At 64.6% G+C, this 25,176-nt stretch carries 24 protein-coding genes and 1 pseudogene; 7 read left to right on the plus strand and 18 right to left on the minus strand.

The features are described from left to right. The first annotated feature begins 4 nt into the window (after window positions 1-4). Window positions 5-394: a VOC family protein gene (locus tag ACQ5BL_RS04460; protein ID WP_243804861.1), complete on the plus strand. Its 390-nt coding sequence runs from the start codon at window positions 5-7 to the stop codon at window positions 392-394. A gap of 49 nt (window positions 395-443) precedes the next feature. Here the strand turns inward: ACQ5BL_RS04460 and ACQ5BL_RS04465 are convergent, their stop codons facing one another. From ACQ5BL_RS04465 to ACQ5BL_RS04535, 15 genes are all read right to left on the minus strand, one after another. Then, window positions 444-1,112, minus strand: coding sequence for a TIGR04211 family SH3 domain-containing protein (locus ACQ5BL_RS04465; protein ID WP_243804860.1), 669 nt, complete (start codon window positions 1,110-1,112; stop codon window positions 444-446). A 247-nt stretch (window positions 1,113-1,359) separates the two neighbouring features. Next, window positions 1,360-1,872 (minus strand): thioredoxin family protein, encoded by a 513-nt coding sequence (locus tag ACQ5BL_RS04470; protein WP_243804859.1) that lies wholly within the window; start codon window positions 1,870-1,872, stop codon window positions 1,360-1,362. Between the two features lie 86 nt (window positions 1,873-1,958). After that, window positions 1,959-2,621 (minus strand): glutathione S-transferase family protein, encoded by a 663-nt coding sequence (locus ACQ5BL_RS04475; protein WP_243804858.1) that lies wholly within the window; start codon window positions 2,619-2,621, stop codon window positions 1,959-1,961. Between the two features lie 150 nt (window positions 2,622-2,771). Beyond that, entirely contained in the window at window positions 2,772-3,281 is a 510-nt protein-coding gene (locus ACQ5BL_RS04480) for a hypothetical protein (protein WP_243804857.1), read from the minus strand. Window positions 3,282-3,424: 143 nt separating this feature from the next. Next, entirely contained in the window at window positions 3,425-4,099 is a 675-nt protein-coding gene (locus ACQ5BL_RS04485; RefSeq protein ID WP_243804856.1) for a methionine ABC transporter permease, read from the minus strand. After that, window positions 4,062-5,123, minus strand: coding sequence for a methionine ABC transporter ATP-binding protein (locus tag ACQ5BL_RS04490; RefSeq protein WP_430292789.1), 1,062 nt, complete (start codon window positions 5,121-5,123; stop codon window positions 4,062-4,064). Before ACQ5BL_RS04490 ends, ACQ5BL_RS04485 begins: the two co-directional genes overlap by 38 nt. 97 nt (window positions 5,124-5,220) lie before the next feature. Continuing rightward, window positions 5,221-6,018, minus strand: coding sequence for a MetQ/NlpA family ABC transporter substrate-binding protein (locus ACQ5BL_RS04495; RefSeq protein ID WP_430292790.1), 798 nt, complete (start codon window positions 6,016-6,018; stop codon window positions 5,221-5,223). A gap of 39 nt (window positions 6,019-6,057) precedes the next feature. Next, entirely contained in the window at window positions 6,058-7,455 is a 1,398-nt protein-coding gene (locus tag ACQ5BL_RS04500; protein WP_243804853.1) for an LLM class flavin-dependent oxidoreductase, read from the minus strand. A gap of 298 nt (window positions 7,456-7,753) precedes the next feature. Next, entirely contained in the window at window positions 7,754-8,968 is a 1,215-nt protein-coding gene (locus ACQ5BL_RS04505) for an SfnB family sulfur acquisition oxidoreductase (protein ID WP_243804852.1), read from the minus strand. A 9-nt stretch (window positions 8,969-8,977) separates the two neighbouring features. Continuing rightward, the gene (locus ACQ5BL_RS04510; RefSeq protein ID WP_243804851.1) at window positions 8,978-10,213 is read right to left on the minus strand and encodes an SfnB family sulfur acquisition oxidoreductase; all 1,236 of its coding nucleotides are present in this window, start codon (window positions 10,211-10,213) and stop codon (window positions 8,978-8,980) included. 151 nt (window positions 10,214-10,364) lie between these two features. Continuing rightward, complete coding sequence (locus ACQ5BL_RS04515; RefSeq protein WP_243804850.1) at window positions 10,365-11,135, minus strand: MetQ/NlpA family ABC transporter substrate-binding protein; 771 nt, start codon at window positions 11,133-11,135, stop codon at window positions 10,365-10,367. A 127-nt stretch (window positions 11,136-11,262) separates the two neighbouring features. Continuing rightward, window positions 11,263-11,928 carry a methionine ABC transporter permease gene (locus ACQ5BL_RS04520; protein ID WP_243804849.1) on the minus strand — a complete coding sequence of 222 codons (666 nt, stop codon included), beginning with the start codon at window positions 11,926-11,928 and terminating at the stop codon, window positions 11,263-11,265. Further along, window positions 11,928-13,301, minus strand: coding sequence for an LLM class flavin-dependent oxidoreductase (locus tag ACQ5BL_RS04525; RefSeq protein ID WP_243804848.1), 1,374 nt, complete (start codon window positions 13,299-13,301; stop codon window positions 11,928-11,930). Before ACQ5BL_RS04525 ends, ACQ5BL_RS04520 begins: the two co-directional genes overlap by 1 nt. Window positions 13,302-13,310: 9 nt before the next feature. Beyond that, entirely contained in the window at window positions 13,311-14,534 is a 1,224-nt protein-coding gene (locus ACQ5BL_RS04530; protein WP_243804847.1) for an SfnB family sulfur acquisition oxidoreductase, read from the minus strand. An 808-nt stretch (window positions 14,535-15,342) separates the two neighbouring features. After that, window positions 15,343-15,810: a YbaK/EbsC family protein gene (locus tag ACQ5BL_RS04535; RefSeq protein ID WP_243804846.1), complete on the minus strand. Its 468-nt coding sequence runs from the start codon at window positions 15,808-15,810 to the stop codon at window positions 15,343-15,345. A 331-nt stretch (window positions 15,811-16,141) separates the two neighbouring features. Between ACQ5BL_RS04535 and ACQ5BL_RS04540 the strand changes: the two genes are divergently transcribed. Further along, window positions 16,142-16,567 carry a YciI family protein gene (locus ACQ5BL_RS04540; RefSeq protein WP_243804845.1) on the plus strand — a complete coding sequence of 142 codons (426 nt, stop codon included), beginning with the start codon at window positions 16,142-16,144 and terminating at the stop codon, window positions 16,565-16,567. Window positions 16,568-16,584: 17 nt separating this feature from the next. Continuing rightward, entirely contained in the window at window positions 16,585-17,001 is a 417-nt protein-coding gene (locus ACQ5BL_RS04545; protein ID WP_243804844.1) for a VOC family protein, read from the plus strand. A gap of 106 nt (window positions 17,002-17,107) precedes the next feature. On the opposite strand, the gene ACQ5BL_RS04550 is transcribed toward ACQ5BL_RS04545, so the two are convergent. Further along, window positions 17,108-17,389, minus strand: coding sequence for a pyrimidine/purine nucleoside phosphorylase (locus tag ACQ5BL_RS04550; protein WP_207883024.1), 282 nt, complete (start codon window positions 17,387-17,389; stop codon window positions 17,108-17,110). 110 nt (window positions 17,390-17,499) lie between these two features. Next, on the minus strand, window positions 17,500-18,051 hold the full coding sequence (locus ACQ5BL_RS04555; RefSeq protein WP_207883026.1) for an exonuclease domain-containing protein: 552 nt from the start codon (window positions 18,049-18,051) through the stop codon (window positions 17,500-17,502). A gap of 104 nt (window positions 18,052-18,155) precedes the next feature. On the opposite strand from ACQ5BL_RS04555, the gene ACQ5BL_RS04560 reads away from it, so the two are divergent. Beyond that, window positions 18,156-19,034, plus strand: coding sequence for an NAD(P)-dependent oxidoreductase (locus ACQ5BL_RS04560; protein WP_243804843.1), 879 nt, complete (start codon window positions 18,156-18,158; stop codon window positions 19,032-19,034). 43 nt (window positions 19,035-19,077) lie between these two features. On the opposite strand, the pseudogene ACQ5BL_RS04565 reads toward ACQ5BL_RS04560, so the two are convergent. Then, a pseudogene (locus ACQ5BL_RS04565) lies at window positions 19,078-19,272 on the minus strand (DMT family protein); the annotation flags it as partial. A 456-nt stretch (window positions 19,273-19,728) separates the two neighbouring features. On the opposite strand from ACQ5BL_RS04565, the gene ACQ5BL_RS04570 reads away from it, so the two are divergent. The 3 genes from ACQ5BL_RS04570 to ACQ5BL_RS04580 are packed head-to-tail and all read left to right on the plus strand — an operon-like array spanning window position 19,729 to window position 25,176. Then, a complete protein-coding gene (locus ACQ5BL_RS04570; protein ID WP_430292791.1) occupies window positions 19,729-21,207 on the plus strand; it encodes a hypothetical protein in 1,479 nt (492 codons plus the stop codon). After that, window positions 21,200-23,143, plus strand: coding sequence for a hypothetical protein (locus tag ACQ5BL_RS04575; protein ID WP_430292792.1), 1,944 nt, complete (start codon window positions 21,200-21,202; stop codon window positions 23,141-23,143). The genes ACQ5BL_RS04570 and ACQ5BL_RS04575 overlap by 8 nt, the downstream gene beginning before the upstream one ends. Further along, complete coding sequence (locus ACQ5BL_RS04580; protein WP_430292793.1) at window positions 23,140-25,176, plus strand: hypothetical protein; 2,037 nt, start codon at window positions 23,140-23,142, stop codon at window positions 25,174-25,176. The genes ACQ5BL_RS04575 and ACQ5BL_RS04580 overlap by 4 nt, the downstream gene beginning before the upstream one ends.

A 25,176-nucleotide genomic window follows, 5' to 3' on the forward strand; every position in this document is an offset into this window, starting at 1 on the left:
AGCGATGTTCAGCCACATCACCGTCGGGACCGCCGACCTGCAGCGGGCCATCGCGTTCTACCAGCGCATCCTCGAACCCCTGGGCATCGGCCTGCTGGCGCACCGGCACAACCCGGAGCGCGCGGTCTTCACCCATCCGGACAGCGACATCGCGTTTTGCGTGTACGTGCCCATCGACGGGCGCCCGGCCAGTGTCGGCAATGGCAGCCTGGTGGCGTTCGAGGCGCGCACCCGCGCGCAGGTGGATGCCTTCCACCGGCGTGCGTTGGAGCTGGGCGGTGTCGACGAAGGTGGGCCGGGGCTGCGCCTGAATTATTCGCCGACCTACTACGGCGCCTACGTGCGTGACCTGGACGGCAACAAGCTGTGTTGCGTCTGTCACCTGGAAGAGTGAAAAGCGGCGACCACCCGCGGATGGCGCGGGTGGTGAAGCCGGGAACGGGTCAGATCCACTGGTCGTTGCGCTTGCGGCGTACGCGCAGCAGGGTCGGCAGGATCAGGCCGGCCAGCAGCCCGGCGCCGGCGATGCTGCCGCCGTAGGCCATGTAGCGCATCAGCACCTGCTTGTTCTCGTCGCCCAGTTGCGCCTGCACCGCGCGCAGGTCGGAGCGCGCCTGGCTCAGCTCCTTGTCCAGCGAGGTGCGCGCGGCCTGCAGTTCGTCGATCAGTTTCTTGCGCGTGTCCAGGGTTTCCTGCATGCCTTGCACGCGGGTCTTCCAGCTGTCGTTGATGCCGTCGAGCTGGCTGCTCAGCTCGGCCACCTTCTGTTCCAGTTGCGGCAGGCGCTCGGCCTGGCCGGGCTTGTCCTGCAGGTCGCGGCTGGGAATCCACACCGTGTTGCCGCTCTCGCTGCGCACCTGGCTGTAGTCGCCCTGGGTGCTCACCAGCTCGACCTTCTGCCCGGAGACAAGGGTGCCGACGATGCGGTAGCCATCGGTCGGGCCGCTGCGCACGTAGGTGGTCAGGCTGTCGTTCACCCAGCGGCTGTTACCGGGCGCCTCCTCGGCCAGGGCCGGCAGCGTGGTCACCAGCAGGCCACCGAGCAGGCAGGCGCCCAGGGCACGGGTCTGGAGGGAGGAAACACGGAGAGCGAGCGGGCGAGTCAGGGACATGGTTCATCTTCACATGGCGATAGGAACAAACCCGGCAAGCGGGAGTGAAAACGACGGCCCGGAAAGTTGTTATGAACAGGGCGGGAACTGACGCGATCCTGCGTCAAATGGCCAAGTGCCATGCGTCCCGCCCAGGTGGGCCGACAGCTGACAGACAGCCGACAGGCGCCAGGAGTTCACTGGGTGGCGAAGCGGGGGATGGGCGGCTGTCCGCGAACGGGACAGCCGGGCGCCGAGGTGCGGGGGATCAGGCGCGGCCTTCGGCGGCTTCGATGATGTCCAGCAGGTCGGTCAGGGTGTCTTCCAGGTATTGCCCGGCGCGGTAGTCCGGCTTCAGCGCATCGCCGCCGTCTATGACCACCTGCGGGCGTTCGATGAAACGGCCGACCAGCTCGAAGCGCTCATCCAGCACCGCCACCACCGGGATCGGGATGCGATCGAGCGCCAGCCGCTCGCGCAGGTCGTCCTCGGCGCGGCCCTTGGTGATCACCGCGAGGTCGATGAGTGGCTGGGTGCGTTGCAGGTAGTCCATCACGGTGACGTTGATCTGGCAGTCCGGGCACCACATTTCCCCGGCCACCAGCAGGTGATAGCGCCGCGACACGGCCTGGATGCGCTGGCGGGTGGTGGCGCTGACGGCATCGGCTGCGGTCAGTCTGGCCTGTACCACGCGCACTCCAGTGATCTCGTCCAGCAGTCCGTGGGCGACGAAGGCATCGAAGCCTTCACCGATGGAGAAAAGTTCCTCGTAGGAGGCCATGGGCGTTTCTCTTGCAGACGGGGGAACCGGCATCCCAGCAGAATTGCCGTGCGGGGGCAACCACGTGACGGTCGGAGCGCCGGCCGTCAGTCCCTTTTCGGCGCGCCGAGGGGAAACAGCGGGCGGTAGGGGCGGGCCTCGTCGACCGCGCGGGCGAACGAAGGGCGCGCCAGCAGGCGCGCGCGGTATGCCCGCAGCATCGGGTAGGCGTCGCTGATGCGGTGGGTCCAGTCGGCGTAGAACAGCGCCGGCGCCGCCGCGCAGTCGGCGAGGGTGAAGTCGTCGCCGCTGGCCCAGGCATCGCTGGCGGTCAGGTGGTTCTCCAGCCAGCGGTAGGCGAGTTCGAGCCGTTGGCTGGCGACCGTCAAGCCATCCTGGCGCTTGCCCGCATCGCCGGTCAGGGCGCCGGAGACGGCATGCTGCACCGGGCTCATCACGTGAAGATCGAAGAAGCGATCGAGGAAGCGCACCTGCAAGGCCGCCATCGGCTCTTCGGGCAGCCAGCGCTGCGCGCCGCCCTGGGTGAGCTGCAGGTACTCGATGATGATGCTCGACTCGGCGATGCTGCGCTCGCCGTCCAGCAGCACCGGGAACTTGGCCAGCGGCCACAGGCTCAGCCATTCCTTGGAGTGTTCCGGGGTGTCCTGGCCGAGGCAGCGGAATTCGAAGGGTATGTCGTTCTCGTACAGGGCGATCAGGACTTTCTGGGTATACGACGAGAAGGGATGACCAAACAGTACGAGGGACATGGCGGGATCACCTGCTGTTGCACGCGCCGTTTGCGGGTGGTTTCACCCTAGTTGCCCGTGGGGTTGGCGGCAAGGCGGAGATCCTTGGCCGGTGTGCTCCAGCACGTTCACCAGCGTTCCCGGCGGATCGTGCAGAAAGAGCCGGCACAGTCAGTGCGCCGGACGGGCCGGCGGCATGCGACGGCGGTGGATGCTGTAGAACTGGTAGAGCACGCCGAGGACGAACAGGAGCAGCGCGATCAGTACCGCCGTCTGCACGGGTGGCGAGTCCGGGCCGTGGCCGATGGGGTTGGCGGGGGGCAGGCGGGACAGCGATTCGTTGAGGGTGGGGATCATCATCAGGAAGAAACTGAAGCTCATCGCCGCCGTTGCCAGGTATTCGCCCAGTCCGCCGAGGGCGCTGATCCGTTGTGCGTAGCTGCCCACCGCCAGGGCGAGCAGGCAGAGGATGCCGATGGCGTGCCCGGCGTTGAAGCCGCCAGTGCTGGACAGGCCGAAAGCCGTCAGTACGCCGAGGATCATCCCGACGACGTACCAGCGCCCCGCGGGACTGCGCGGCTCGATGCGGCCCGCCTGGTAGAATGCCCACAACCCGGCGACCAGCGGCACCAGGCTGATGGCGGTATGCACGATACCCAGGGTGGACAGGGGATTGGCCATGACGAACACCTCGCGAGCGGACCTTCGTGGATAGGGACGCCACGCATCCACGAACTGTGCCGGAGCACGGAGGGGCGGGTGTGTTGTCAGGGTAGACGCAACCCACCGGGCCGCAGGGCTGCGCCCGACTCAGCCGACGAACGTCACAGGCGCTTGTTGAGCCAGCGCGCCAGGCGGTCGCCGCCGAACTGGATCAGGGTCACCAGCGCCACCAGCAGAATGATCACGGTGAGCATCACCTGGGTGTCGAAGCGCTGGTAGCCGTAGCGGTAGGCCAGGTCGCCCAGGCCGCCGGCACCGATCGCGCCGGCCATGGCCGAGGAGTTGATCATGGTCACCAGGGTGATGGTGAAGCCGGCGACGATGCCCGGCCGCGCCTCGGGCAGCAGCACGTTCCAGATGACGTGGCGGGGCTGGCAGCCCATGGCCTGTGCCGCTTCGATCAGCCCGTGGTCGACCTCGCGCAGGCTGACCTCGGCGATGCGCGCGAAGAACGGCGTGGCGGCGATGGTCAGCGGCACCACCGCCGCCCACACGCCGTAGCTGGTGCCGACGATCAGCCGGGTGAAGGGGATCAGCGCGACCATCAGGATCAGGAACGGGATCGAGCGCAGCACGTTGACCACGCTGCCCAGGCCCTGGTTGACCAGGCGCGCCTGGAAGATCCCGCCGGGGCCGGTGGTGACCAGCACCAGGGCCAGCGGGATGCCCACCAGGAAGACGATGGCGGAGGACGCGCCGATCATCAGCAGGGTGTCGAGCAGGCCTTGCAGCAGGCGATCAGGCATGGGTGAGCACCTCCAGGCGGTCGGCGACATCGCGGGCGCGTTCGAGTAGTTGCGGGGCGCTGGCGGCGGGCGCGGCGACGCTCAGCAGCAGGCGGCCGAGGGCGCGGCCCTGGATGCGCTCGATACTGCCGTGCAGCAGGCTGATACGGCTGCCCAGGGCCTGGGCGATGGCCAGCAGGTCCGGCTCCTGTTCGCGCACGCCGGTGTAGTGCAGGTCGAGGATGACTTCGTTGTCTGAAGGATGCTCCAGGCGCGCCAGCAGGTCCGGCGGCAGGTGCTGCTGCAGCGAACCGAGGAGGGTGCGGCTGACCTCGTGCTGCGGATTGCCGAAGACCTCCCAGACCTCGCCGTGCTCGACGATGCGCCCGCGTTCGAGCACCACCACGCGGTCGCAGATTTCGCGGATCACCGCCATCTCGTGGGTGATCAGCACGATGGTCAGGCCCAGGCGGCGGTTGATGTCGCGCAGCAGCGCGAGGATGGCCTGGGTGCTCTCCGGGTCCAGCGCCGAGGTCGCTTCGTCGCAGAGCAGGATTTCCGGCTGGTGCACCAGCGCGCGGGCAATGCCGACGCGCTGCTTCTGCCCGCCGGAGAGCTGCGCCGGGTAGGCGTGGCGCTTGTCTTCCAGCCCGACGAGTTGCAGCAGTTCGTCCACCCGCTCGGCGATGCGCGCCTTGGGCACGCCGGCCACGCGCAGGGGCAGGGCGATGTTCTGCGCGACGGTCTTGGCCGACATCAGGTTGAAGTGCTGGAAGATCATGCCGACGCGACGGCGCAGGCCGACCAGTTGCTGGGAGTCGAAGGTACCGATGTCCTCGCCGTCGATCAGCACCTGGCCGACGCTGGGTTGCTCCAGGCGGTTGAGGGTGCGGATCAGCGAGCTCTTGCCGGCACCGCTGCGGCCGATGATGCCGAACACTTCGCCACGGCGGACGGAGAGTTCGATGTCGCTGAGCGCCTCCACCGGGCCGTGGTGGCCGGCATAGGTCTTGCCCAGGCCGCGCAGGGCGATGTGCTGGGTGGCGAGTTCGAGATTGCGGTTGAAGCTGACCATGGTGGGGGCCTGTTCGTTGAGTCTGGGTGCGCTACCTGTAGGAGCGCCCCATGGGCGCGATCGCGGGCATGGCCCGCTCCTACAAGGGGCGTCGTGATTAATTCCAGCCCGGCTGGTAGAGCGAGCCGTGGGCCTTGTCCAGGGCGGCGCGGACCTGCGGCGAGTGCTGGTAGAGATCGACGAATTTCTTCAGCCGGCCGTCCGGGTCCTTGAAGTCGTCACGGGTGACGAACTGGATGACGTATTCCTTGTTCTCGATGCCGTCGAACAGCAGCGCGCTGCTCGGGTCGATGGTCCCGGCCAGGCGGATGTAGTGCGGGTAGCCCTGGGCGAGGTCGACGTCGTCCAGCGCGCGCACCAGCTGCACGGCCTCCAGCTCGATGATCTGGATGTGCCTGGGGTTGGCCACGATGTCGTCCAGGGTCGCCTTGTAGCCCACGCCGTCCTTGAGCTTGAGCAGCCCGGCCTTCTGCAGCAGCTGCAGGCCGCGGCCGCCATTGATCGGGTCGTTGGCGATGGCGACCTTGGCGCCGTCGGGCAGGTCGGCGATGGCCTTGTACTTGGTCGAGTACAGGCCGACGTTGTTGATGATCCCCGGCGCGAAGGCCTTCAGGTGCAGGCCGCCCTCGCGGTTGGCGTTCTCCAGGAAGGGCGTGTGCTGGAAGTAGTTGGCGTCGATGTCGCCGTGGTCGAGGGTGATGTTCGGCGCGTTCCAGTCGGTGAACTCCACCAGCTCGACCTTCAGGCCCTGCTGGGCGGCTTCCTTCACCGCCACTTCCAGCGGCGGGGCGAAGGCGGCGGTGGTGCCCAGGCGCAGGGTATCGGCCGCCTGGGCGAGGCCGGCGGCGAGGAGGCTCAGGGATAGGCCGAGGGTGAGCTTGAAGCGTGCATGCATGGCAACGAATCCTTATGGGTTTCAGGCCTTGATGGCCTTTTAAAGAGAGAAGGCTGGAGTCGCTCCAGTGGCGGTTGCCTGGCGGAAGCTCGCGCCGACGTGCCGTGCGGGCAGTCGGGCGCGGCCGGCGCCGAAGAGTTTTTCCCGCAGGGTGCCGTCCGCGTAGGCGGTCTTGTAGGCGCCGCGGTTCTGCAGTTCGGGCACCACGAGGTCGATGAAGTCGGCGTAGCTTTCCGGCTCCACGGTGCGGGTGAGGTTGAAGCCGTCGAGGCCGGCCTCGTTGATCCAGCCCAGTAGCTCATCGGCCACTTGCACGGGGTCGCCCACCAGCGTGGTGTAGCGCCCGCCGAGGGCGAGCTGTTCCAGCAGCTGGCGCACGGTGGCGTCGGTGCGGGCGACGGTCAGGGCCTTGGTGGCGGACTCGATGGCGTTGGTCTTCTCGTAGCGGATCGGCTCGTCCAGCGCGTAGCGCGAGAAGTCGATGCCGGTGGTGCTGGCGAAGTGCGCAAGGCCTGCCTCGGCACTGGCGAAGCGGCGGTATTCGGCGAGCTTGTCGCGGGCCTCGGCTTCGGTCGGCGCGACGATGACGTTGATGCCCATGAACACCCTGATGTCGTCCGCGCGGCGACCGGCATCCACGGCTGCCTGGCGGATGCGCTCCACCAGCACGCGGGTGGCTTCGCGGGTCTGCGCCGAGACGAACACGCACTCGGCATGGCGCGCGGCGAATGCCAGCCCGCGATTGGACGCGCCGGCCTGGAACAGCAACGGCGTGCGTTGCGGCGACGGCTGGCTGAGGTGATAACCCTCGACGTCGAAGAACTCGCCGTGGTGACGGACCTTGTGCACCTTGCCCGGCTGCGCGTAGACGCGACGCTGGCGGTCGGCGATTACGGCGTCGTCTTCCCAGCTGCCTTCCCAGAGCTTGTAGAGCACCTCCAGGTACTCGTCGGCGCGGTCGTAGCGGCGGTCGTGGTCGATCTGCCGCTCCTGGCCCATGGCGCGGGCGGTGCTTTCCAGGTAGCCGGTGACGATGTTCCAGCCGATGCGGCCATCGCTCAGGTGGTCCAGCGTCGAAAGCCGGCGGGCGAACGGGTAGGGCGCCTCGTAGGTGAGGTTGGCGGTGACGCCGAAGCCCAGGTGCTCTGTCGCGCCGGCCATGGCCGAAACCAGCATCAGCGGGTCGTTCACCGGCAGCTGGATGGCTTCCTTCGCGGTCAGTTCAATGCCGTTCTGGTAGACGTCGTAGACGCCGAGGATGTCAGCGAGGAACAGGCCGTCGAACAGGCCCTTCTCCAGCAGACGGGCGAGGTCGGTCCAGTGGCTGAGCTTGTTGAAGTCGCTGGAGCGGTCGCGCGGGTGGGTCCACAGGCCGTGATTGATGTGGCCGACGCAATTCATACTGAAGGCGTTGAGTAGAATCTGCTTCTGGCTCATGGGAAGTCCTTGCACGTGCGGCTTGGTAACTGCACTGCGGCACCGGTGGGGCGAATAACCCGGAACGGGTTATCCGCCGCAATGGCGGATAACGCCGTAGGCGTTATGCGCCCTACGTCGCTGATTCCGGGGACGACTGGCGCGAGCGTTTTCCCCTCACCCCAGCCCTCTCCCGGAGGGAGAGGGAGCAGGCCGTGCCGGCTGATGCTGTGGTTTCTCCCTGCACCGAACGGTCCCCTCTCCCGCGTGCGGGAGAGGGTTAGGGTGAGGGGCTTTTGTTGGCGCACGATGTGGAGCATCAGATCGTCCCCCGGCGCGGCGGCAGCTGGTCGTTGAGGTAGTAGTTGCCCACCGCGAAGTACTTCCAGCGCGCCGGGTCGTGCAGGGTGTGCACGCGGGCGTTGCGCCAGTGGCGGTCCAGGCCCAGCTCGGCGAGGCTGGCGCGGCTGCCGCCCAGTTCGATCAGCTTGGAGCCCGCCAGCAACGAGACCTCGGTGGTGATCGCCCGCGCCTCGGCCACGGCGATGGAGGCGGCGGCGACGCTCTCGGCGGTCGGTTCGGCGGTGGCGGCGTCGAGCACGCGGCCCGAGCGATCCAGCAGCGCTTCGGCGGCGTGCAGGCGGATCGCCAGGCGGCCGATTTCATTGATCGCCAGCGGGTCGTCGCTGGCCTTGTCCACGCCCGAATCGATCCACGGCCGCGCCTTCTCGCGCAGGAACGCAAGCGCGTCCTCGTAGGCTCCACGGGCGATGCCGACATCGATGGCGGCATGCAGGATCTGCGCGAAAGGGCCGACGGTGGTCGGGCGCTCGAAGGCGCTCTGGAACGGCACGATGTCGTCCTCGCTCACGGGTGCTCCATCAAATACCACGCTTCCGCTGCCGGTGGTGCGCTGGCCGAAGCCGGACCAGTCGTCGATTACTTCCACGCCCTTGGCGTCGCGTGGGATGAAGGCGAACTGCTGGATGCCCTCGTCATCGATCACCAGTGTTGGAATGCGCTGCGCGTAGAGCGCGCCGGTGCAGTAGAACTTGCGGCCGTGAATGCGCAGCTGGCCGCCTTCGCGCTTGAGGCGGGTGGTGCGGTCGTGGGCGGTACGCGTACCGATTTCCGCCAGCGCATTGCCGAAGCGCACGCCGGCCAGCACTTCGGCGAACAGGCGGGCTTTCTGCTCCTCGCTGCCGTTCACCCGCAGCAGTTCGACGGCGTAGAAATGGTTCTGCGGAATTTGCCCCAGCGAGCCGTCGGCGGCGGAGATGATGGCGATCACGCGCGCCACCGTGACGCGGGAAACCCCAGCGCCGCCATGCTCGCGGGGCACGGTGATGCCCCACAGGCCGGAGCGGCTGAAGCGTTCCAGTTCTTCCCAGGGCAGGCGGCGCTCTCTATCGCGGGCGATGGCGCCTTCGCGGAAGTCGGCGGCCAGCGCGCGGGCGACGTCGAGGGCTTCGTCGTCGCTGCGGATGATGTGGATGGGGCTGCTCTGCAGGGGAGAGTGTACGAGGCTGTTCATCGGCGCTCCTCAGATCCAGGAATGACGCGCCGGACGGGCGCCGTTGAGGTGGTAGGCGCCGACCGCCTGGACCTTCCAGCGCACCGGGTCGTGCAGGGTGTGCACGCGGGCGTTGCGCCAGTGGCGGTCGAGGTTGAATTCGGCGAGCGTGGCGCGGCTGCCGGCCAGCTCGAAGAGCTTCTCGCTGGCGGCCAGGCTGATCTCGGTGGTCAGCACCTTGGCCTCGGCCACGGCGATGGAGGCGCGGGCGGCGGACTCGTCGTCGATGGGCCGCGCGCTGACCTCGTCGAGCACATGGCCGGCGCGCTCCAGCAGCGCCTCGGCGGCGTGCAGTTCAACCTGCAGGCGGCCGATCTCGGCGACGGTGAAATGCTCTTCGCTGGCGTGCTCGACCTTCGCGTCGATGAAGGGCCGGGTGCGTGTGCGGATGAAGTCGATGGCGTCTTCCAGGGCGTTCGCCGCGATGCCGGCATCGATGGCAGCCTGGATCAGTTGCGAGACGGCGCCCTGGACATTCGGTACGTCGGCGAGGCGGCCGTTGTGGATCACCAGCGAACCGGCGACGGGCGCGTTGTCCAGCAACACGGTGCCGCTGGCGGTGGTGCGCTGGCCGAAGCCGGACCAGTCGTCGACGATGCGCAGGCCTTCCACGCCGCGCTCGACGAAGCCCATCACCGCACGGCCTTCTTCGTCGATGGCCTTCACCGCGACCCAGTGGGCGAACAGCGCGCCGGTGGAATAGAACTTCTCGCCGCTGACGCGGAAGTGTTCGCCGTCGCGAACCAGCCGTGCCTTGAGTTCGAGAGTGTTGCGGGTGTTGCGTTCGGGGCCGGCATTGCCGATGCGCCGGCCGCCCAGTACGCCGCCGAACAGCACGCGCTTCTGCGCGTCGCTGGCGACGTTGTCGATGACGTTGAGCAGGCCGAACTGGTTCTGCGGAATCTGCCCCAGCGCCGGATCGGCGGCGCAGATTACGCGGAAGACTTCGGCCACGGTGGCGTAGGAGACCTGCGCGCCGCCGTACTCGCGGGGGATGCTGATGCCGCCCAGGCCGAGGGCGGTGAAGTGCTCCAGCTCGCGCCAGGGCAGGGCGCGCTCGCGGTCGCGGGCGGCGGCTCCGGGTTTCGCCAGGCGGGCCACTTCGTGGGCGGCGGAGAGGGCCTGGGCGTCGTTGTCGATGCGGCGCGCCGGGAGTAGCCGGGGCGCCTGGTCACGAAGGTCCTTGGGTGCGGATTCGTTGGTCATGCGGTTACCTGAGGTTGTGCAGCAGGGAATTCCTTTCCTGGGGAGCTCTTCGTAGGAGCGAGCTTGCTCGCGAACGAACCCCGCTGCGGGGCGAAAGGTTCGCGAGCAAGGACTAGGCGTCCCCCTCGCTCCTACAGTTGACGCACGGCGCTTAGAACGCCGGAGCGATCTCACCCTTGTAGCGGGTCAGGATGAACTGGCGGACTTCCGGCGAATTCAGTGCCTTGGCCAGCTTCTGGATGCCCGGGTCCTGGATGTTGTCCGGGCGGGCGACGAGGAACTCGGCGTAGAGGTCCTTGCCTTTCTCCACGATCAGCGCGCTCTTGATATCGATCCCGGCTTCCAGCGCGTAGTTGGCGAAGACGAACGCCAGGTCCACCTGCTTCACCGCACGGGCCAGCAGGGCGCCTTCCAGCTCACGGATCTTCAGGTGCTTGGGGTTGTCGGTGATGTCGCGCTCGGTGGACTGCGGGTTGGTCGGGTCCTTGAGCTTGATCAGGCCATTCTCGGCCAGCAGCACCAGGGCGCGGCCGGTGTTCACCGGGTCGTTGGGGATGGCCACGCTGGCGCCGTCGGGCAGCTCGGCGAGGGATTTGTACTTGGTGGAGTAGGCGCCGAAGGGCTCGATGTGGATGCCCACCACCGGCACCAGGTCGGTGTGGCGGGTCTTGTTGAAGTCGTCGAGGAAGGGGCGGTACTGGTAGTAGTTGGCGTCGAGGTTCTTCTGCGCGAGCTGCAGGTTGGGCTGGATGAAGTCGGTGAAGACCTTGATGTCCAGGTCGACGCCTTCCTTGGCCAGTTCCGGTTTGACGAACTCGAGGATCTCGGCGTGGGGCACCGGGGTGGCGCCGACCACGAGTTTCTCCCCCGCGTGGGCGGAGAAGGCGACGACGGCTGCCAGGATGGCGATGGCCTTTTTCATGGGTGTTGCTCCTTGAACAGTTGGGGTGGGCCGTCGTGGGGTGGACGTGGGGCCTTGGTGGCAGCGGGGCCGGCTGCCGGCGGCTGGATCGCAAGTGCCGCTCCCGGGCGGGGAGTGGGCGGGGAGTTCAGCGCCTCGTGTAGCGCGCGACGAGGCGGTCGCCGCTCATCTGCAGGGCCTGCACCAGCAGGATCAGCAAGGCGACGGTGATGATCATCACGTCGGTCTGGAAGCGCTGGTAACCGAAGCGGATGGCCAGGTCGCCCAGGCCGCCGCCGCCGATCACGCCGGACATCGCGGTGTAGTCCACCAGCACGATGGCGGTGACGGTGACGGCGGCGATCAGCCCGGTGCGCGCTTCCGGCAGCAGGGTGTGCCAGATGATCTGCCAGGTGCTGGCGCCCATCGCCTGGGTGGCTTCCACCAGGCCGCGGTCGACCTCGCGCAGGGCGGTTTCCACCAGCCGCGCGAAGAACGGCGTGCAGCCCACCACCAGCGGCGGAATGGCGCCGGCAACGCCGAGCGAGGTGCCGGTGATCAGCGTGGTGACCGGGATCAGTACGATCAGCAGGATGATGAACGGCAGCGAGCGCAGCATGTTCACCACCACCGACAGCGTGCGGTACAGGCCGGGTTTCGCATGCAGCTGGCGCTTGCCGGTGAGGTACAGCAGCACGCCCAGCGGCAGGCCCAGCAGCACGGTGAAGGCCAGCGCACCGCCGAGCATGGCGAGGGTGTCCAGGCAGGCCTGGCCGAGGTCGTGCCAGTCGAGGTTGCGGAACCAGCCGTCCATCACTGTTCACCCCGGCGAAGCTTCGCCGCGCGGTGCGGCGCACGCAGGCGGTCGCCCTGGCCGAACAGCTTGTGGCGCAGGGTGCCCGGCTCGTACTCGCGCTTGAACAACCCGCGCGCCTGCAGTTCGGGCACCAGCAGGTCGACGATGTCGACGAAGGTTTCCGGCGCCACCAGGCTGGAGAGGTTGAAGCCGTCGACGTCGGTTTCCTCGACCCAGGCCTGCAACTGGTCCGCCACGGTCTGCGGCGAACCCACCAGCAGCGGGCCGTCGCCGCCCAGGGCGCAGTAGTCGGCGATCTCGGCGGCAGTCCACTGGCGCTCCGGGTCGGCGGCGCTGAAGGCGTCCACCGCGGACTGGATGGCGTCGCTCTGTACGTGGCGCAACACCTGGTCCGGCGCGTACTGGCCGAAGTCGATGCCGGTCCAGCCGGAGACCAGCGCCAGGGCGCCTTCGCGGTCGCTGTAGCGGCGGTAGTCTTCCAGCTTGGCCAGGGCCCCGGCGTCGGTCGGCGCGACGATCACGGTGAGCTGGTTCAGCACCAGTACGTCGCCCGGCTGGCGGCCGGCTTCCACGGCGAGGCGGCGCAGGTCGGCTACCTGGTCGCGGAGGATGCGTTTGGTCGGCGCAGCGACGAATACGCACTCGGCATTACCGGCGGCGAACGCCTTGCCACGGCTCGACGCGCCGGCCTGGTAAAGCACCGGGGTGCGCTGCGGCGACGGCTGGCTGAGGTGGAAGCCGGGCACCTCGAAGTGTTCGCCCTTGTGCTCGATGGGGTGCACCTTGCGCGGGTCGGCGTAGACGCCGCTCGCACGGTCAGCGACCACCGCGTCGTCATCCCAGCTGGCTTCCCAGAGCTTGTAGCAGACCTCCAGGTACTCCTCGGCCAGGGCATAGCGCTGCTGGTGGTTGAGCTGCTGCTTCAGGCCCAGGTTGCGCGCGCCGCTGTTGAGGTAGGAGGTGACGATGTTCCAGCCGGCGCGGCCACGGGTCAGGTGGTCGAGCGTCGAGATGCGCCGGGCGAAGGGGAACGGGTGCTCGAAGGACACCGAGGCGGTGATGCCGAAACCCAGGTGTTCGGTGGCCGCGGCCATGGCCGGGACGATTTGCAGCGGGTCGTTGGCCGGCACCTGCGCGCCGGCGCTGAGGGCGGCGTCGGCGTTGCCGTGGTAGACGTCATAGACGCCCAGCACGTCGGCCAGGAACAGCCCGTCGATCTTTCCGCGTTCGAGGGTTTTCGCCAGCTCGATCCAGTAGTGGATGTCGGTGTAGCGCGCGGCCTGCTGGTCGCGCGGGTGGCGCCAGAGGCCGGGTGAGAGGTGGCCGACGCAGTTCATGGCGAAGGCGTTTAGGCGGATCTGCTTGCTCATCGCGCTTCCTCAGTTCCAGTCGTGGCGCGGCGGACGCTTGTCGTTCAACAGCCAGTTGCCGACCAGGTGGTACTTCCAGCGCACCGGGTCGTGCAGGGTGTGCACGCGGGCGTTGCGCCAGTGGCGGTCGAAGGCATGGCGGGCGAGGGTGGAGCGGGTGCCGCCCAGCTCGAATAGCTTGTTCGTGGCGTCGATGGCGACCTCGGTGGTCAGCACTTTGGCCTTGGCCACGGCGACCGAGGCGCGGGCCACGCTGTCCTCGTCCGGTGCCGGGCGGGCGGCGTCCATCACCTTGCCGGCGCGCTCCAGCAGGGCGTCGGCGGCTTCGATGCGGATGCCCAGCTCACCGACCTGGATGATGGTCAGCGGGTCTTCGCTGGCCTTCTCCACGCCGGCGTCGATCCACGGGCGCGCCTGCTCGCGGACGAAGGCGATGGTGTCGCGCAGCGCGGCGCGGGCGATGCCGGCGTCGATGGCGGCGGTGGTGATCTGCGCGAACGGGCCGGCCAGGGTCGGCACGTCATAGGAGCGGTGTGTGGGGAACACGTTGAACGCCGGCACGCGCAGGCCTTCCACCAGCACGGTGCCGCTGGAGGTGGTGCGCTGGCCGATGCTGGCCCAGTCGTCGACGATCACCAGCCCGGGCGTGCCGCGCGGGACGAAGGCGAGCTGGGCGTTGTTCTGCTCGTCCAGGCCGAGCACGCCGATCCAGTGGGCGTAGAGCGAGCCGGTGCAGTAGCCCTTGCGGCCATCGATCAGCACGCTGTCGCCGTCATGGCGCAGGCGGGTCTGGATATCCTGGACGTTCTTGCCGCCGGTTTCCGACAGCGCGTTGGCGAAGCGATTGCCCTTGAGCGCGAGGTCGAAGAAGAAGCGCTTCTGCTCGTCGGTGCCCTGCAGGCGGATGTCTTCCAGCAGGCAGTAGTGGTTCTGCGGAATCTGCCCCAGCGACGGGTCGGCGGCAGAGATGATGGCGATGACTTCGGCCAGGGTGGCGTAGGACACCTCGGCGCCGCCGAACTCGCGGGGCACGGTAATGCCCCACAGGCCGCTGTTGGAGTAGACCTCGACGACCTCAGGCGGGACTTCGCGGTTGCGGTCGCGCTCGGCGGCGCCTTCAAGCAGGAAGGCGGCGACCTTGTGGGCGACTTCGATGGCCTCGGCGTCGGAGGATATCCGCTGCGCGTTGGGTTCGCGGATGTCGTAATGGGCGGATTCGGGGAGTGGGGGCATGGCAGTACAGCGACCTCGGCAGATGATTCGACCCGGCGTTCGGGTCTGTCTGATCAGGTCATTGCACAAGCTGTGCCGGAAATTAATTTCCTTTAAAATCAATGGCTTGATTGTTTTGTCCAACAGTTGAGACGCTGGGCGGACAGCAAAGTGTTGGGTGGGTGTTGCTGGAGCAACAGTGCTGGAACAGGGAGCGTCATCCCCGCGAACGCGGGGATCCAAAAAACAATGTAGGAGCGGACTCTGTCCGCGATGCTTTTGATTTCGGTGTTCCGCGCCGCTTCAGCGTGCGCTGGGACTTCTTGTTTCGCCCCCTCGGGCGACCTCCTTTGGCAAACGCCCCAAAGGAGGCAAAGGTCTTGCCCCGGACATCCGGTTTTTCGCTTGGGGCGAAAAATTCCCTCGTTGAAGCGAAGTTTCAGGGGCACGCTGCGAAGGGCCATCCCTGGCCCATCGCAGCTCTCGCGACATCCATGTCGCTCAACCCCTGAAACTTCGCTTCAACGAGGCCTCCTGAACGGGGCAGTCGGAGTGCGCGGGCGTTTCTCTGGAAGTCTCGAAGAGCCAAAGCCAAAGCCAAAGCCGGATCGGTTGGGCTCTTCGTAGGAGCGAGCTTGCTCGCGAACCGCATGGCACGGCATTCCCTTGTAGCGGCGGGCCAGCTTCGACGCACGTCTCCCGTAAGAGCGGACCTTGTCCGCGAAATCCCCCGCGGATGGCTCGGTATCGCCGGTAGGCATTGGCGTGATGCGCCCGTTCACGGATCGCGGGCATGGCCCGCTCCTGCAGGGGCGGCGCTGTCGAACAATCAGGCCAATTCCTGACAAACATCCACCCAATCCGCCGCCACCAGCTCCGCCAGGCGCTGCGGCTCGATCCTCACCGCGCTGTGAACCGCGCCAGCCGCCGGCAGCACCTCGTCGAACGCCTGCAACGACACATCGCAATACACCTGCAATGGAGTAGCCAGCCCGAACGGGCAGACGCCGCCCACCGGATGCCCGGTCAGCTCCACCACTTCCTCGGCGCCGAGCATCTTGGCCTTGCCGCCCAGGGCCTCCTTGAGCTTGCGGTTGTCCAGCCGCGCGTCGCCACGGGCGACCACCAGGACCGTGCGCTCGCCCACCCGCAGGGACAGGGTCTTGGCGATGCGGCCCGGCTCCACGCCGTGGGCCTCGGCGGCCAGGGCGACGGTGGCGGTGCTGGTTTCCAGCTCGATGATGGCGATGTCAGGGGCCTTTTCGGCGAAGAAGGCGCGAACCGATTCCAGGCTCATGGGCAGGCTTCCTGTATTGGGAAAACGTTCCAATCTAGGGAGCGGAGGAGGGCCTGTCCAGTCGCTGGCCCTGACCTGCCATCGGGTTCGGTGAACGCTCCGGTATTTCCGATGCCCGCATCCATATAGCGCGTGCCGTGGTTCTCGCCTTTTGTCGCGAGCCTCCGGATGGCCGGGCGCTTCCGGCGTTCCCGCCTATGCTCAGGCATCCTGCGCGCGCCGTGAAAAAAACTTCCGGGCCGATGTCGAATTCGCTGCGCGCCCTTCGACTAATCGTCAGGAACCGGGAATGCCCGGCCGCCACGATGACCCTAACAAGAGGAGAAAAACCATGCGTTTCATGGTGATAGTCAAGGCCACCGCCGAATCCGAAGCCGGCGTGATGCCCAAGGAAGAGCTGCTCGCGGCGATGGGGGCCTACAACGAGGAGCTGGCCAAGGCCGGCGTGATGCTCGCCGGTGAAGGCCTGCAGCCCAGTTCCAAAGGCGCACGGGTTCGCTTCGACGGCGCCTCGCGCACGGTCATCGATGGTCCCTTCGCCGAAACCAAGGAGCTGATCGCCGGCTACTGGATCTTCCAGACCGCCTCGCTGCAGGAGTGCATCGACTGGGTCAGGCGTTGCCCCAATCCCTTCGAGGGCCTGTCGGAGATCGAGATCCGGCAGATTTTCGAGGCCGAGGATTTCGGCGCCGAATTCACCCCGGAACTGCGTGAGCAGGAAGACCGCATCCGCGAGCAGATCGCTCGCAAATCCTGAAATAGGAGGAAACCGCCATGTTGATGAATGCCTACCTGACCTTTAACGGTAACTGCGAGGAAGCCTTCCGTTATTACGCCGAAGTGCTGAACGGCAAGCTGCCGGCGCTGATGCGTTTCTCCGATGCGCCGGGCTGCGAAGACATGCCGGCGGAGATGAAGAACCGCATCATCCACGTGCGCCTGGAGGTGGACGGCCATGTGCTGATGGGGTCGGACGCCTCGCCGCAATGCGGTACGTACGAAGGGGTGAAAGGTTGCTCGATCACCCTCAATGTCGACTCCAAGGCCGAAGCCCGGCGTATCTTCGATGCCCTGAGCAAGGGCGGCAAGGTCACCATGCCGCTGGACCAGACCTTCTGGGCCGTGCTGTTCGGCTCGCTGGAGGACCGCTTCGGGGTGCCGTGGCTGATCAACTGCGAGAAAGATGCCTGATAGGGCCCCCGCGTCGTCTGCCCCTACAGGAAGGCCACGCCCATTCTTGACCTGCGGACAATAAAAAACCGGCCACCAGGGCCGGTTTTTTCGTGACGCGCCGAACTCAGCGGTATTCGCAGAGGTAAGCGGTGTCCTGGGCGACTTTCAGCTGGAACTTGCTGTTGGCCGGCACGGTGAACTGGCTGCCGCCTTCGAAGGTTTCCCAGCTGTCGCTGCCCGGCAGCTTGACAGTCAGCGCGCCGGCGACGACGTGCATCACCTCCAGCTGGCTGGTGCCGAATTCGTATTCGCCGGGGGCCATCACGCCGATGGTGGCCGGGCCTGCGGTCATGTCGAAGGCGATGGATTTGACGGTGCCGTCGAAGTACTCGTTGACCTTGAACATGGGCTTCTCCTGCTAGAGGGGTGAAAAAAGGCTGGCCAGTATGCCCAAGGGCGCAGGCGGCGTCACTAGAGGCGGGGCTGGGACCGTGCGGTCAACGGCGAACCGCGGATTCAGCTGGTGACCGGCAGGGCGAGGGGCAGCAGGCGGGCGGTGTTGCGGGCGTCTTCCAGGGCGCGGTGCTGCTGCCCCTGGAAGTGCAGCCCGGCCAGGTGCAGGGCGGCATTCAGGCCGACCGGGCGCTTGAGTTGGCGGGCCTCGGCGAAGCGCTGCTTGAGGTTGATGTGCGGCACGCGGGCGAGGTGGCTGTCCAGGCGCTGGCGACGCCATTCGATCTCCAGCTGGTGGCGGTCGTAGTCGCCCCAACTGGTCCAGCCGGCCAGGCGCGGGGTGTGCTGCGCGAGCCAGCGCTCGAACTGCGGCCAGACCTCGCGCAAGGGGGCCGCCGCATCGACGTTGGCCTGAGTGATGTGGGTGAGTTCGCGGCAGAAGCTGGTCAGCAGTGGCCGGCGCTGCGGCCGGACGAAGCGCTGGAAGTGATCCAGCTCGCGACCGTCGGCCTCGGCGACGAGCGTCGCGCCGATTTCGATGATCTCCATTTCTTCGACTGGCCAGCCACCTTCCTCGGTGGTGGCTTCCAGGTCGATCACCAGCCAGTGGGGCATAGCGGATGCTCGCGGATGAAGGTTTCCGCAGTATGGAAGGGCTTTTCAGGACCGGCAAACCGCTGTGCTAGGCTCAGCGCCTTTTCGATGGCGAGGGGTAGGGCATGGCAAAAGTCGCTTTCATCGGCCTGGGCGTGATGGGGTATCCCATGGCGGGTCATCTGCAGCGCGAGGGGCACGAGGTGTGCGTGTACAACCGCACGGCATCGCGGGCGGCGCGCTGGGTCGAGCAGTTCGGTGGCGCCTCTGCCACGACGCCGCGCGAGGCGGTGCAGTGGGCGGAGTTCGTGATGTGCTGTGTGGGTAACGACGACGATCTGCGCAGCGTGATGCTGGGCGAGGACGGCGCGCTGGCCGGCATGCAGCCGGGTGCGGTGCTGGTCGATCACACCACGGCGTCGGCGCAGGTCGCGCGCGAGCTTTCGGTGCTGGCGGCGGAGCGTGAGCTGGGTTTCCTCGATGCACCGGTGTCCGGTGGCCAGGCCGGGGCGGAAAACGGCTCGCTGACGGTGATGGTCGGTGGCGATCCGCTGATCTTCAGGCGTGCTGAGTCGGTCATTGCCACCTACGCGCGGATGGTGCGGCTGATGGGGCCTGTGGGCAGTGGACAGCTGACCAAGATGGTCAACCAGATCTGTGTCGGGGGCTTGCTGCAGGGCTTGTCCGAGGCGCTGCACTTCGCCCGCAGCGCCGGCCTCGATGGCATGGCCGCCATGGAGGTGATCAGCAAGGGCGCGGCGCAGTCCTGGCAGCTGGAGAATCGTCACCAGAGCATGCTTGAGGGGCGCTTCGACTTCGGCTTCGCGGTGGATTGGATGCGCAAGGACCTGGGAATGGTGCTGGACGAGGCGCGCCGCAACGGCGCACAGCTGCCGGTGACCGCGCTGGTGGACCAGTTCTACGCCGAGGTGCAGGCCGCTGGTGGCGGGCGCTGGGATACGTCCAGCCTGATCACCCGTCTCAAGGACGGCTCGCAGGTCTGAGCGGGGAGGGTACCGCTACAAGGGTGACGGTAGCCGTTCGGTCTCAGGCGCGGAAGATGAAGTACACGGCGCCGAGCAGGCAGAGGCCGGCCCACAGGTAGTCGAGCTTCAATGGCTGCTGCATGAAGTACACGCTGAACGGCACGAACACTGCCAGGGTGATCACTTCCTGCATGATCTTCAGCTGGCCCACCGAGAGCGACGTGTAGCCGATGCGGTTGGCGGGTACCTGCAAGAGTACATGCAAGTAATCAATTATCTGGTATGTCCTGTAAGTATTGCTGAAATGGACAAGGCCTCGTGGGCGCATGGATTGCCGTTTTGATTTCAATTACATGAGGGTATCTAGTGCCGACTAGGCATGTGGTTCCAATGGGAGGTAGTTCGGGGCGAGCATTGAAAATGCTTCTGCATTCTAGAGCGGGGATTACAGGCCGTTTGAGTGGCGTACGCTACCGTGAAGTCCTCAGTTGCTTAGCAACGTAGTATGCGGTGACGAACGTCCGCATGTGAGGTTCCTGCGCTTCGAATCCCGGTAGCGGAGCGACTTGATGATGGTTTCCTCACGGTACGGCCGATGCGCTCGGTTTGTCCATTGGTGCACCGGGGATAGCGCTTGGTGAGCTTGTGCTGGATGCCATGCTCTTAGCTGGCACGGTCTAGAATGTACTGACCAAATCGGTTGGTCTGTCCGATGAAAGAGTTGCGGCGCAAGGTGCTCCTTCCAGTCTTCCAGCTTTCGGAGTTGACGATGGCGGACGATCCGCGCGCGCTCAAACGGGTCATCAAACAGGGTAAGGGACAACCAGGGTTTTCCTACTTTTACCGCTTTGTTCAGGACGATCATGCCGGGAGATGGTTCAGCTACAACTTATTTCCCGTGATCCTCGACAGGCATGCGGCGCCCTGGCCTCTCGGAAGCCTCTATATCCTTGCGCAGCTTGAGGCGGAAGCAAGCCCAGCAATGTCAACTTTTCAGGCCAAGGCCGATGATCTGGGTGCCTACAAGGAATGGCTTGACACTCAGGATTGTCCCGACGATCTGATTTTCCAATTCCCTAAGATAAAATTGCGGCGCCCAACATATCGCTATCGCGGCTACCTTCAACAGCAGATTCAAGCCGGCGAGGTTGCGCCATCTACTGCCAAGCGACGCATGGGAACCGTGGTCGCCTTCTATCGCTGGCTTATCGACAACAACTATTTCCAACCAGAGTACCCCCCGTGGGAGGAGACACAGTACCGGCTAATCTTCAAGACGACCGAGGGAGTTGCGGTATCCAAGAAAGGGGTTTCGACCGATGTGAGCATTCGTGCGCCTAAGTCGGAGGATCCCTTTGCGGGGAATATTCAGGATGGCGGCAAGTTGCGGCCTCTGACCGGAAAGGAACAGAACTGGATTCTCGAAGCCACCAAGGCGAAGGGCAACACGGAGTGCTACCTGATACAGCTCTTCATGCTAGCCACCGGGGCACGTATCCAGACGGCCGGCACGCTCCGCCTAACGCACTTTACGCATCCCAACCCGGGCTACGCTAAGGCGCTGACTGGCGATGGTCAGGTCTTCAAGCTGAAGGCTGGGCCGGGCACTGGCATTGATACCAAGAACGACAAGAACATCGTGCTGCAGGTCCCGCGTCCCGTCTATGAGTTGTTCCACATCTATGCACTGTCTGATCGCGCGAAAGTGCGGCGTGGCTGGTTCGCGGCCAAGCATGGCGAAACCACCTCCCCCTACCTGTTCCTGACGCAGCAGGGTAATCCCTACTATTTGGCCAAGGCGGAGGCCCTGCACTTCAACCCGAACCTCGACCGCCGCCATGACAAAACCGGCCAACCTGTGCGCCAGTTCCTCAAGGATCATGTCATTCCCTACGTGCGTGAGCATCACGACAAGCACTTCCACTACCGCATCCACGATCTCCGAGCTAGCTTCGGTATGAACATGACTGAGCTACTTATGGAGTTGGTGAGAAAAGAAGTAATCACCCTGAGCCGGGCGCGGATGATTGTGAAGGATCTGCTCTGGCATGAGAGCTATGCCACCACCGACCTGTACCTCGACTATCGCAGCCAGATGGAAGCCATCTACCAGGCGGTGAACGGCTATGGCAAGCAGCTGCAAGGGTGGATTGATCAGGCAATGAAAGGCATGGACGTGACCGATGAATAAGTCTGCCAAGCGTATCTTCGATGCACGCCCTACAGTTATCCTCGAGCTGCCGCTTGCCAAGAACACCCGCGTCCTGCATCCGGAGCAGGTCATTTTAAAGATTGGTCTCAAGTCCCACGATTTCGGTGCCTTCTGCTTCGCGTTGCGCTCAGACAGGCGGCGCAAGGTTGGCCAGCCTCGAGGGGTTGTGCTCGAGTCTTTCCTCAGTCAGCGCCCCAGCCAGATCTTGCAACTCATAAGGGCGCTCTCCCGGCTCATCACTGACGGCGGCAAGCGCATGGCGACAGCTAACGGCTATGCGCAGTGCCTCAAATCGTTTCTCGACTGGGCTGATGTCAATGGTTTATATGAATGTCTTGCCGGTGGCGATGCCACCCGCCACGCCTATCTGACCTGGGCAGCATACATCCACGAACGATATCGCCAGCAGGAGTTTGACGAGCACACGCACAACATGCGGCTTCATTTCATCGGCGAGCTTCTTGAAGCCACGACCGGTCTCGAAGATATCTCTCGCGGCACCCGCAAGATCAAAAGAGCGTGGAACCCCAATGGCAGCACCGAGCCATTAGCAGCGCAAGACTTCGCCCATTCCGTAGCCCTCAACCAGGCCCTGTTTGACGGCCTATGCGATCTGGCGCTAGAGCAGAGGCCCTTCCCCTATAAGTTGGTACTCCCGGCCACCCTTGGTTGGGCAGAGAACCACCTTTGGGTCTTTCCTATCCACTTATGGCGCTTGCCTCCACACCAATGGGGAACAGAACGGGAAAAGCTCAAGTACCCCTGTTGGGCCTATAACTATGCTGCCGGTTGCCTCTCTACCCCCGACGAGATCGCGCATCGGTATTCGATGTGGCGCGTTCCTTCAACTCGGCGCAAAGTAGCAAAGCGGCTCATTGCAAATGCGCAGGCTCTGATCAACGCCGCGAATGCCGACAAGCAGTTCTGGGTGAGGCGTAGGCTTGGCATGATTGCTCAGAATGCCTTCATGTTCCTGTTCATTTGCAACACTGGCGTCAACGAGTCGGGGCTTCGTGAAATTGAGACGGATGGTGAGGTCGACGCGGCTACCCTCAACCAGCAATACCGATCAATCAAATTCCGGGCTGGTGGTAAGCCGGTTCATCTGACAGTACCAGTAGCCTTCATGCCATTCCTTCGCCGCTTCTTGGAGCTGCGTCGATACTTGCTTAACGGCGAGGCCTTTCCGTATCTGTTCTTTGCGTATGGGAACACGAACGTGAAGCCGCCCGCCGGGCAGGTCGGTTCAGAACCCCTCAAATCCCTGTATAGAAACGTGCTGCGCTCGATCGATCCTCAGCTGCCCCCCATGGCGTCGCGCAAGCTCCGTGCTAGCGTGGCCGATTGGTATCAGCGCCATCACGACGCCTCGATCACCGCCAAAGTGTTGCAGAACACCGAGCAGACCGCGCTGAAATATTACGACGCCGGCTCGGTGACTGATCATCGCGAGGAATTGTCACTGTTCCTGGCATCGGTCTCCAACTCTGCGCGACGGCAGCGCGTCATATCGACCAAGCTGGCTGATACCCGTCCACTGGACGAAGGTGGATGCTGTGACGGCTTTGGGCATCCCGAGGCGTTAACTGACCTCGTGCCGGTCGAGCCAAATTGCAAGGACAGCCAGGGCTGTTTGTTCTGCACCCATCGGGTGCTCGTCGCCTGCGAGGAGGAAGTGCGCAAGGTGGCCTCCGCAGCCTTTGTAATGGAACAGGTGATTCTTGGCCCACAGCATGAGGAAGCCCTACGTCCCCTGATCGTCAAGTGCGACGAGGACCTCGAGAAAATTGCTGCCTTTCGAAATTGTCGCGTGATGGTTGAGCGGGTACGCCAAGATGTGTTCGAGAATGGCAACCTCACTCCCTTCTTCGCGGATAAGTTCCAGCTATTCCTCGAACTGGGAGTCATCGCATGAGGATCGAGGCACGCCTCGGCTTACCTGCCGGCGTACAAGGGCCCGACCAGTGGGAAGAGGACTGGGGAAGGTACCTGCCGCTGGACCACGTCATCTGCCGCGACGTGGATGGTACGCCACACACCGTTGGTGAGTTCGTCTGGCCATGGACGGCCTATACGGCTTACCACAAGAAACTCTTGCTGCACTTCTTCTACTGGAAGCCGTCGAGAGGAAAATGGGTTAGCGATGCCCAAGAAATCACCCCGGCGCGCGAAGCCCGCATGCGCGAACTGCAGTTCCTTATGACGCGACAGATCTACTACGGCAACGAATGCGCGCCAGCAACGCTGTATAACAAGCTTTCTATCCTGCATCTCGTCGCACTCTATGCCGAGGCGCGATCATATTCGGTGCATGAAGTGTTGACACAAACGGCACTTCTGGATGCTTGTGGTGCGAGCCTTCCGGATTACGCGATGGAGGCATGGATAAGTTGGGTGAGATTCCTGCGCCAATTAGATCCGCAAACGCAACTGGGATTCTCTATAGCACCAGCAAAGCTCTGGAGGGACGTTCAGCGACGGGCCAAGGAATATGACGCCAATCGTCGGCAGTTCCCACCTCTGCCGACGCGGGTCTACGCTGCGCTGATCAACAATCTCTCGGCGGAACTCGACGACATCGAGGCGCACAAGTCTCGATTGCTGGCGGCACTGAGAGAAGCCGTCACTGAGTATTGCCAGGCGAACGCGACCCGTACGACGGGCGACATTGCGATCTGCACTAATTTGATCGAAAAGCATCGCCTCGTGGGCTTCTTTAAAAGGCGCGGCTACAAAAAAGTATCTTATCCTTTGCGGACACTGGCTTGCGCAGTCGGCGAGATATTTCAAATGTGCAAGCTGCAGGTCCACGTGTTCAGCGGTATGCGTAACGCCGAAGCAGTCCACTTACCCTACCATTGCATCGCCAGCGAAGAAGGTCTTCACGGACGGAAGCACTGCTTAATCCTCGGCTCCACGACAAAGTTCAACAAGGGACGTCGGCTCAGAACAAAGTGGATTACTACCGAACGCGATGGCTTCCGAGCGATCCGCCTAGCTCAGCACTTCGCGGCTCTAATTTACGATGTCCTCGGTATTTCACCGAGCGAGGCCGAAGAGCTCAAGGACAGTTATCCGCTGTTCCCTTCAATCAGCTACCTGCCATGGGGGCGGCGAGGTACCTTGCAAGAGGGGAACATTAAGGTCGCCGGATGGGGGCTGGCTCACCTTGGGAATGCACCGCTCTCCCGCCTGTGCCCGCTTCTCCAGGAGGAGGATATCGCCGAGTTAGAGGAGATCGACCCCTTCCGCTGCTGGCGTGAAGAACCCAAGTTCGCGGTTGGCCAGCGCTGGCCCCTGACGACTCATCAGTTGCGTCGAAGCCTGGCTGTATATGCCAACGCCAGCGGTTTGGTCAGACTCTCGTCCTTGCGCAGGCAGTTGCAGCACATAACGCGGGAGATGGCCCTGTATTACGGGCGCGGCAGTACCTTCTGCAAGAACTTTATCGCAGACGATCCCAACGGATACAAAAAGCATGTCGCGATTGACTGGCAGGATGGTGAGGAGGAGGCCGAGATGTTGACCTTCGTGCGCGACGTGCTGAATAGTCCTGAACCCATGTTCGGTGGGGCTGGCACGTTCTACGAGCGCCAACGTGAGCGTGGCGATGTTATGTCGCGCGAGGAGGTTGCCAAGCAGATGAAGGCCGGGTTGCTCGCCTATCGTGATGGTCCACTGGGAGGATGCACGTGCCCGAGCGGGTGTAAAGCCCGCAAAGGTCTGAACCTCATTGACACTGTCTGCGTCACCGATGGCTGTAAACATCTGGTTGGTAAACACTCGAAGATCGTTCGGGTGATCCGTCTTAAGAGCGCAGCTATGACCCACATCACTCCTGGCTCGATCACCGAGGCGATGGAGCGGGAAGAACTGGAGGCGCTGGAGTCGGTGGAGCGGCAATGGCGGCCGAAGAAGCCCTTTGCATCGACTTCGAAGGGAGACTGA

The sequence above is a fragment of the Pseudomonas sp. B1-22 genome (assembly GCF_050474425.1).
GTDB lineage: Bacteria > Pseudomonadota > Gammaproteobacteria > Pseudomonadales > Pseudomonadaceae > Pseudomonas.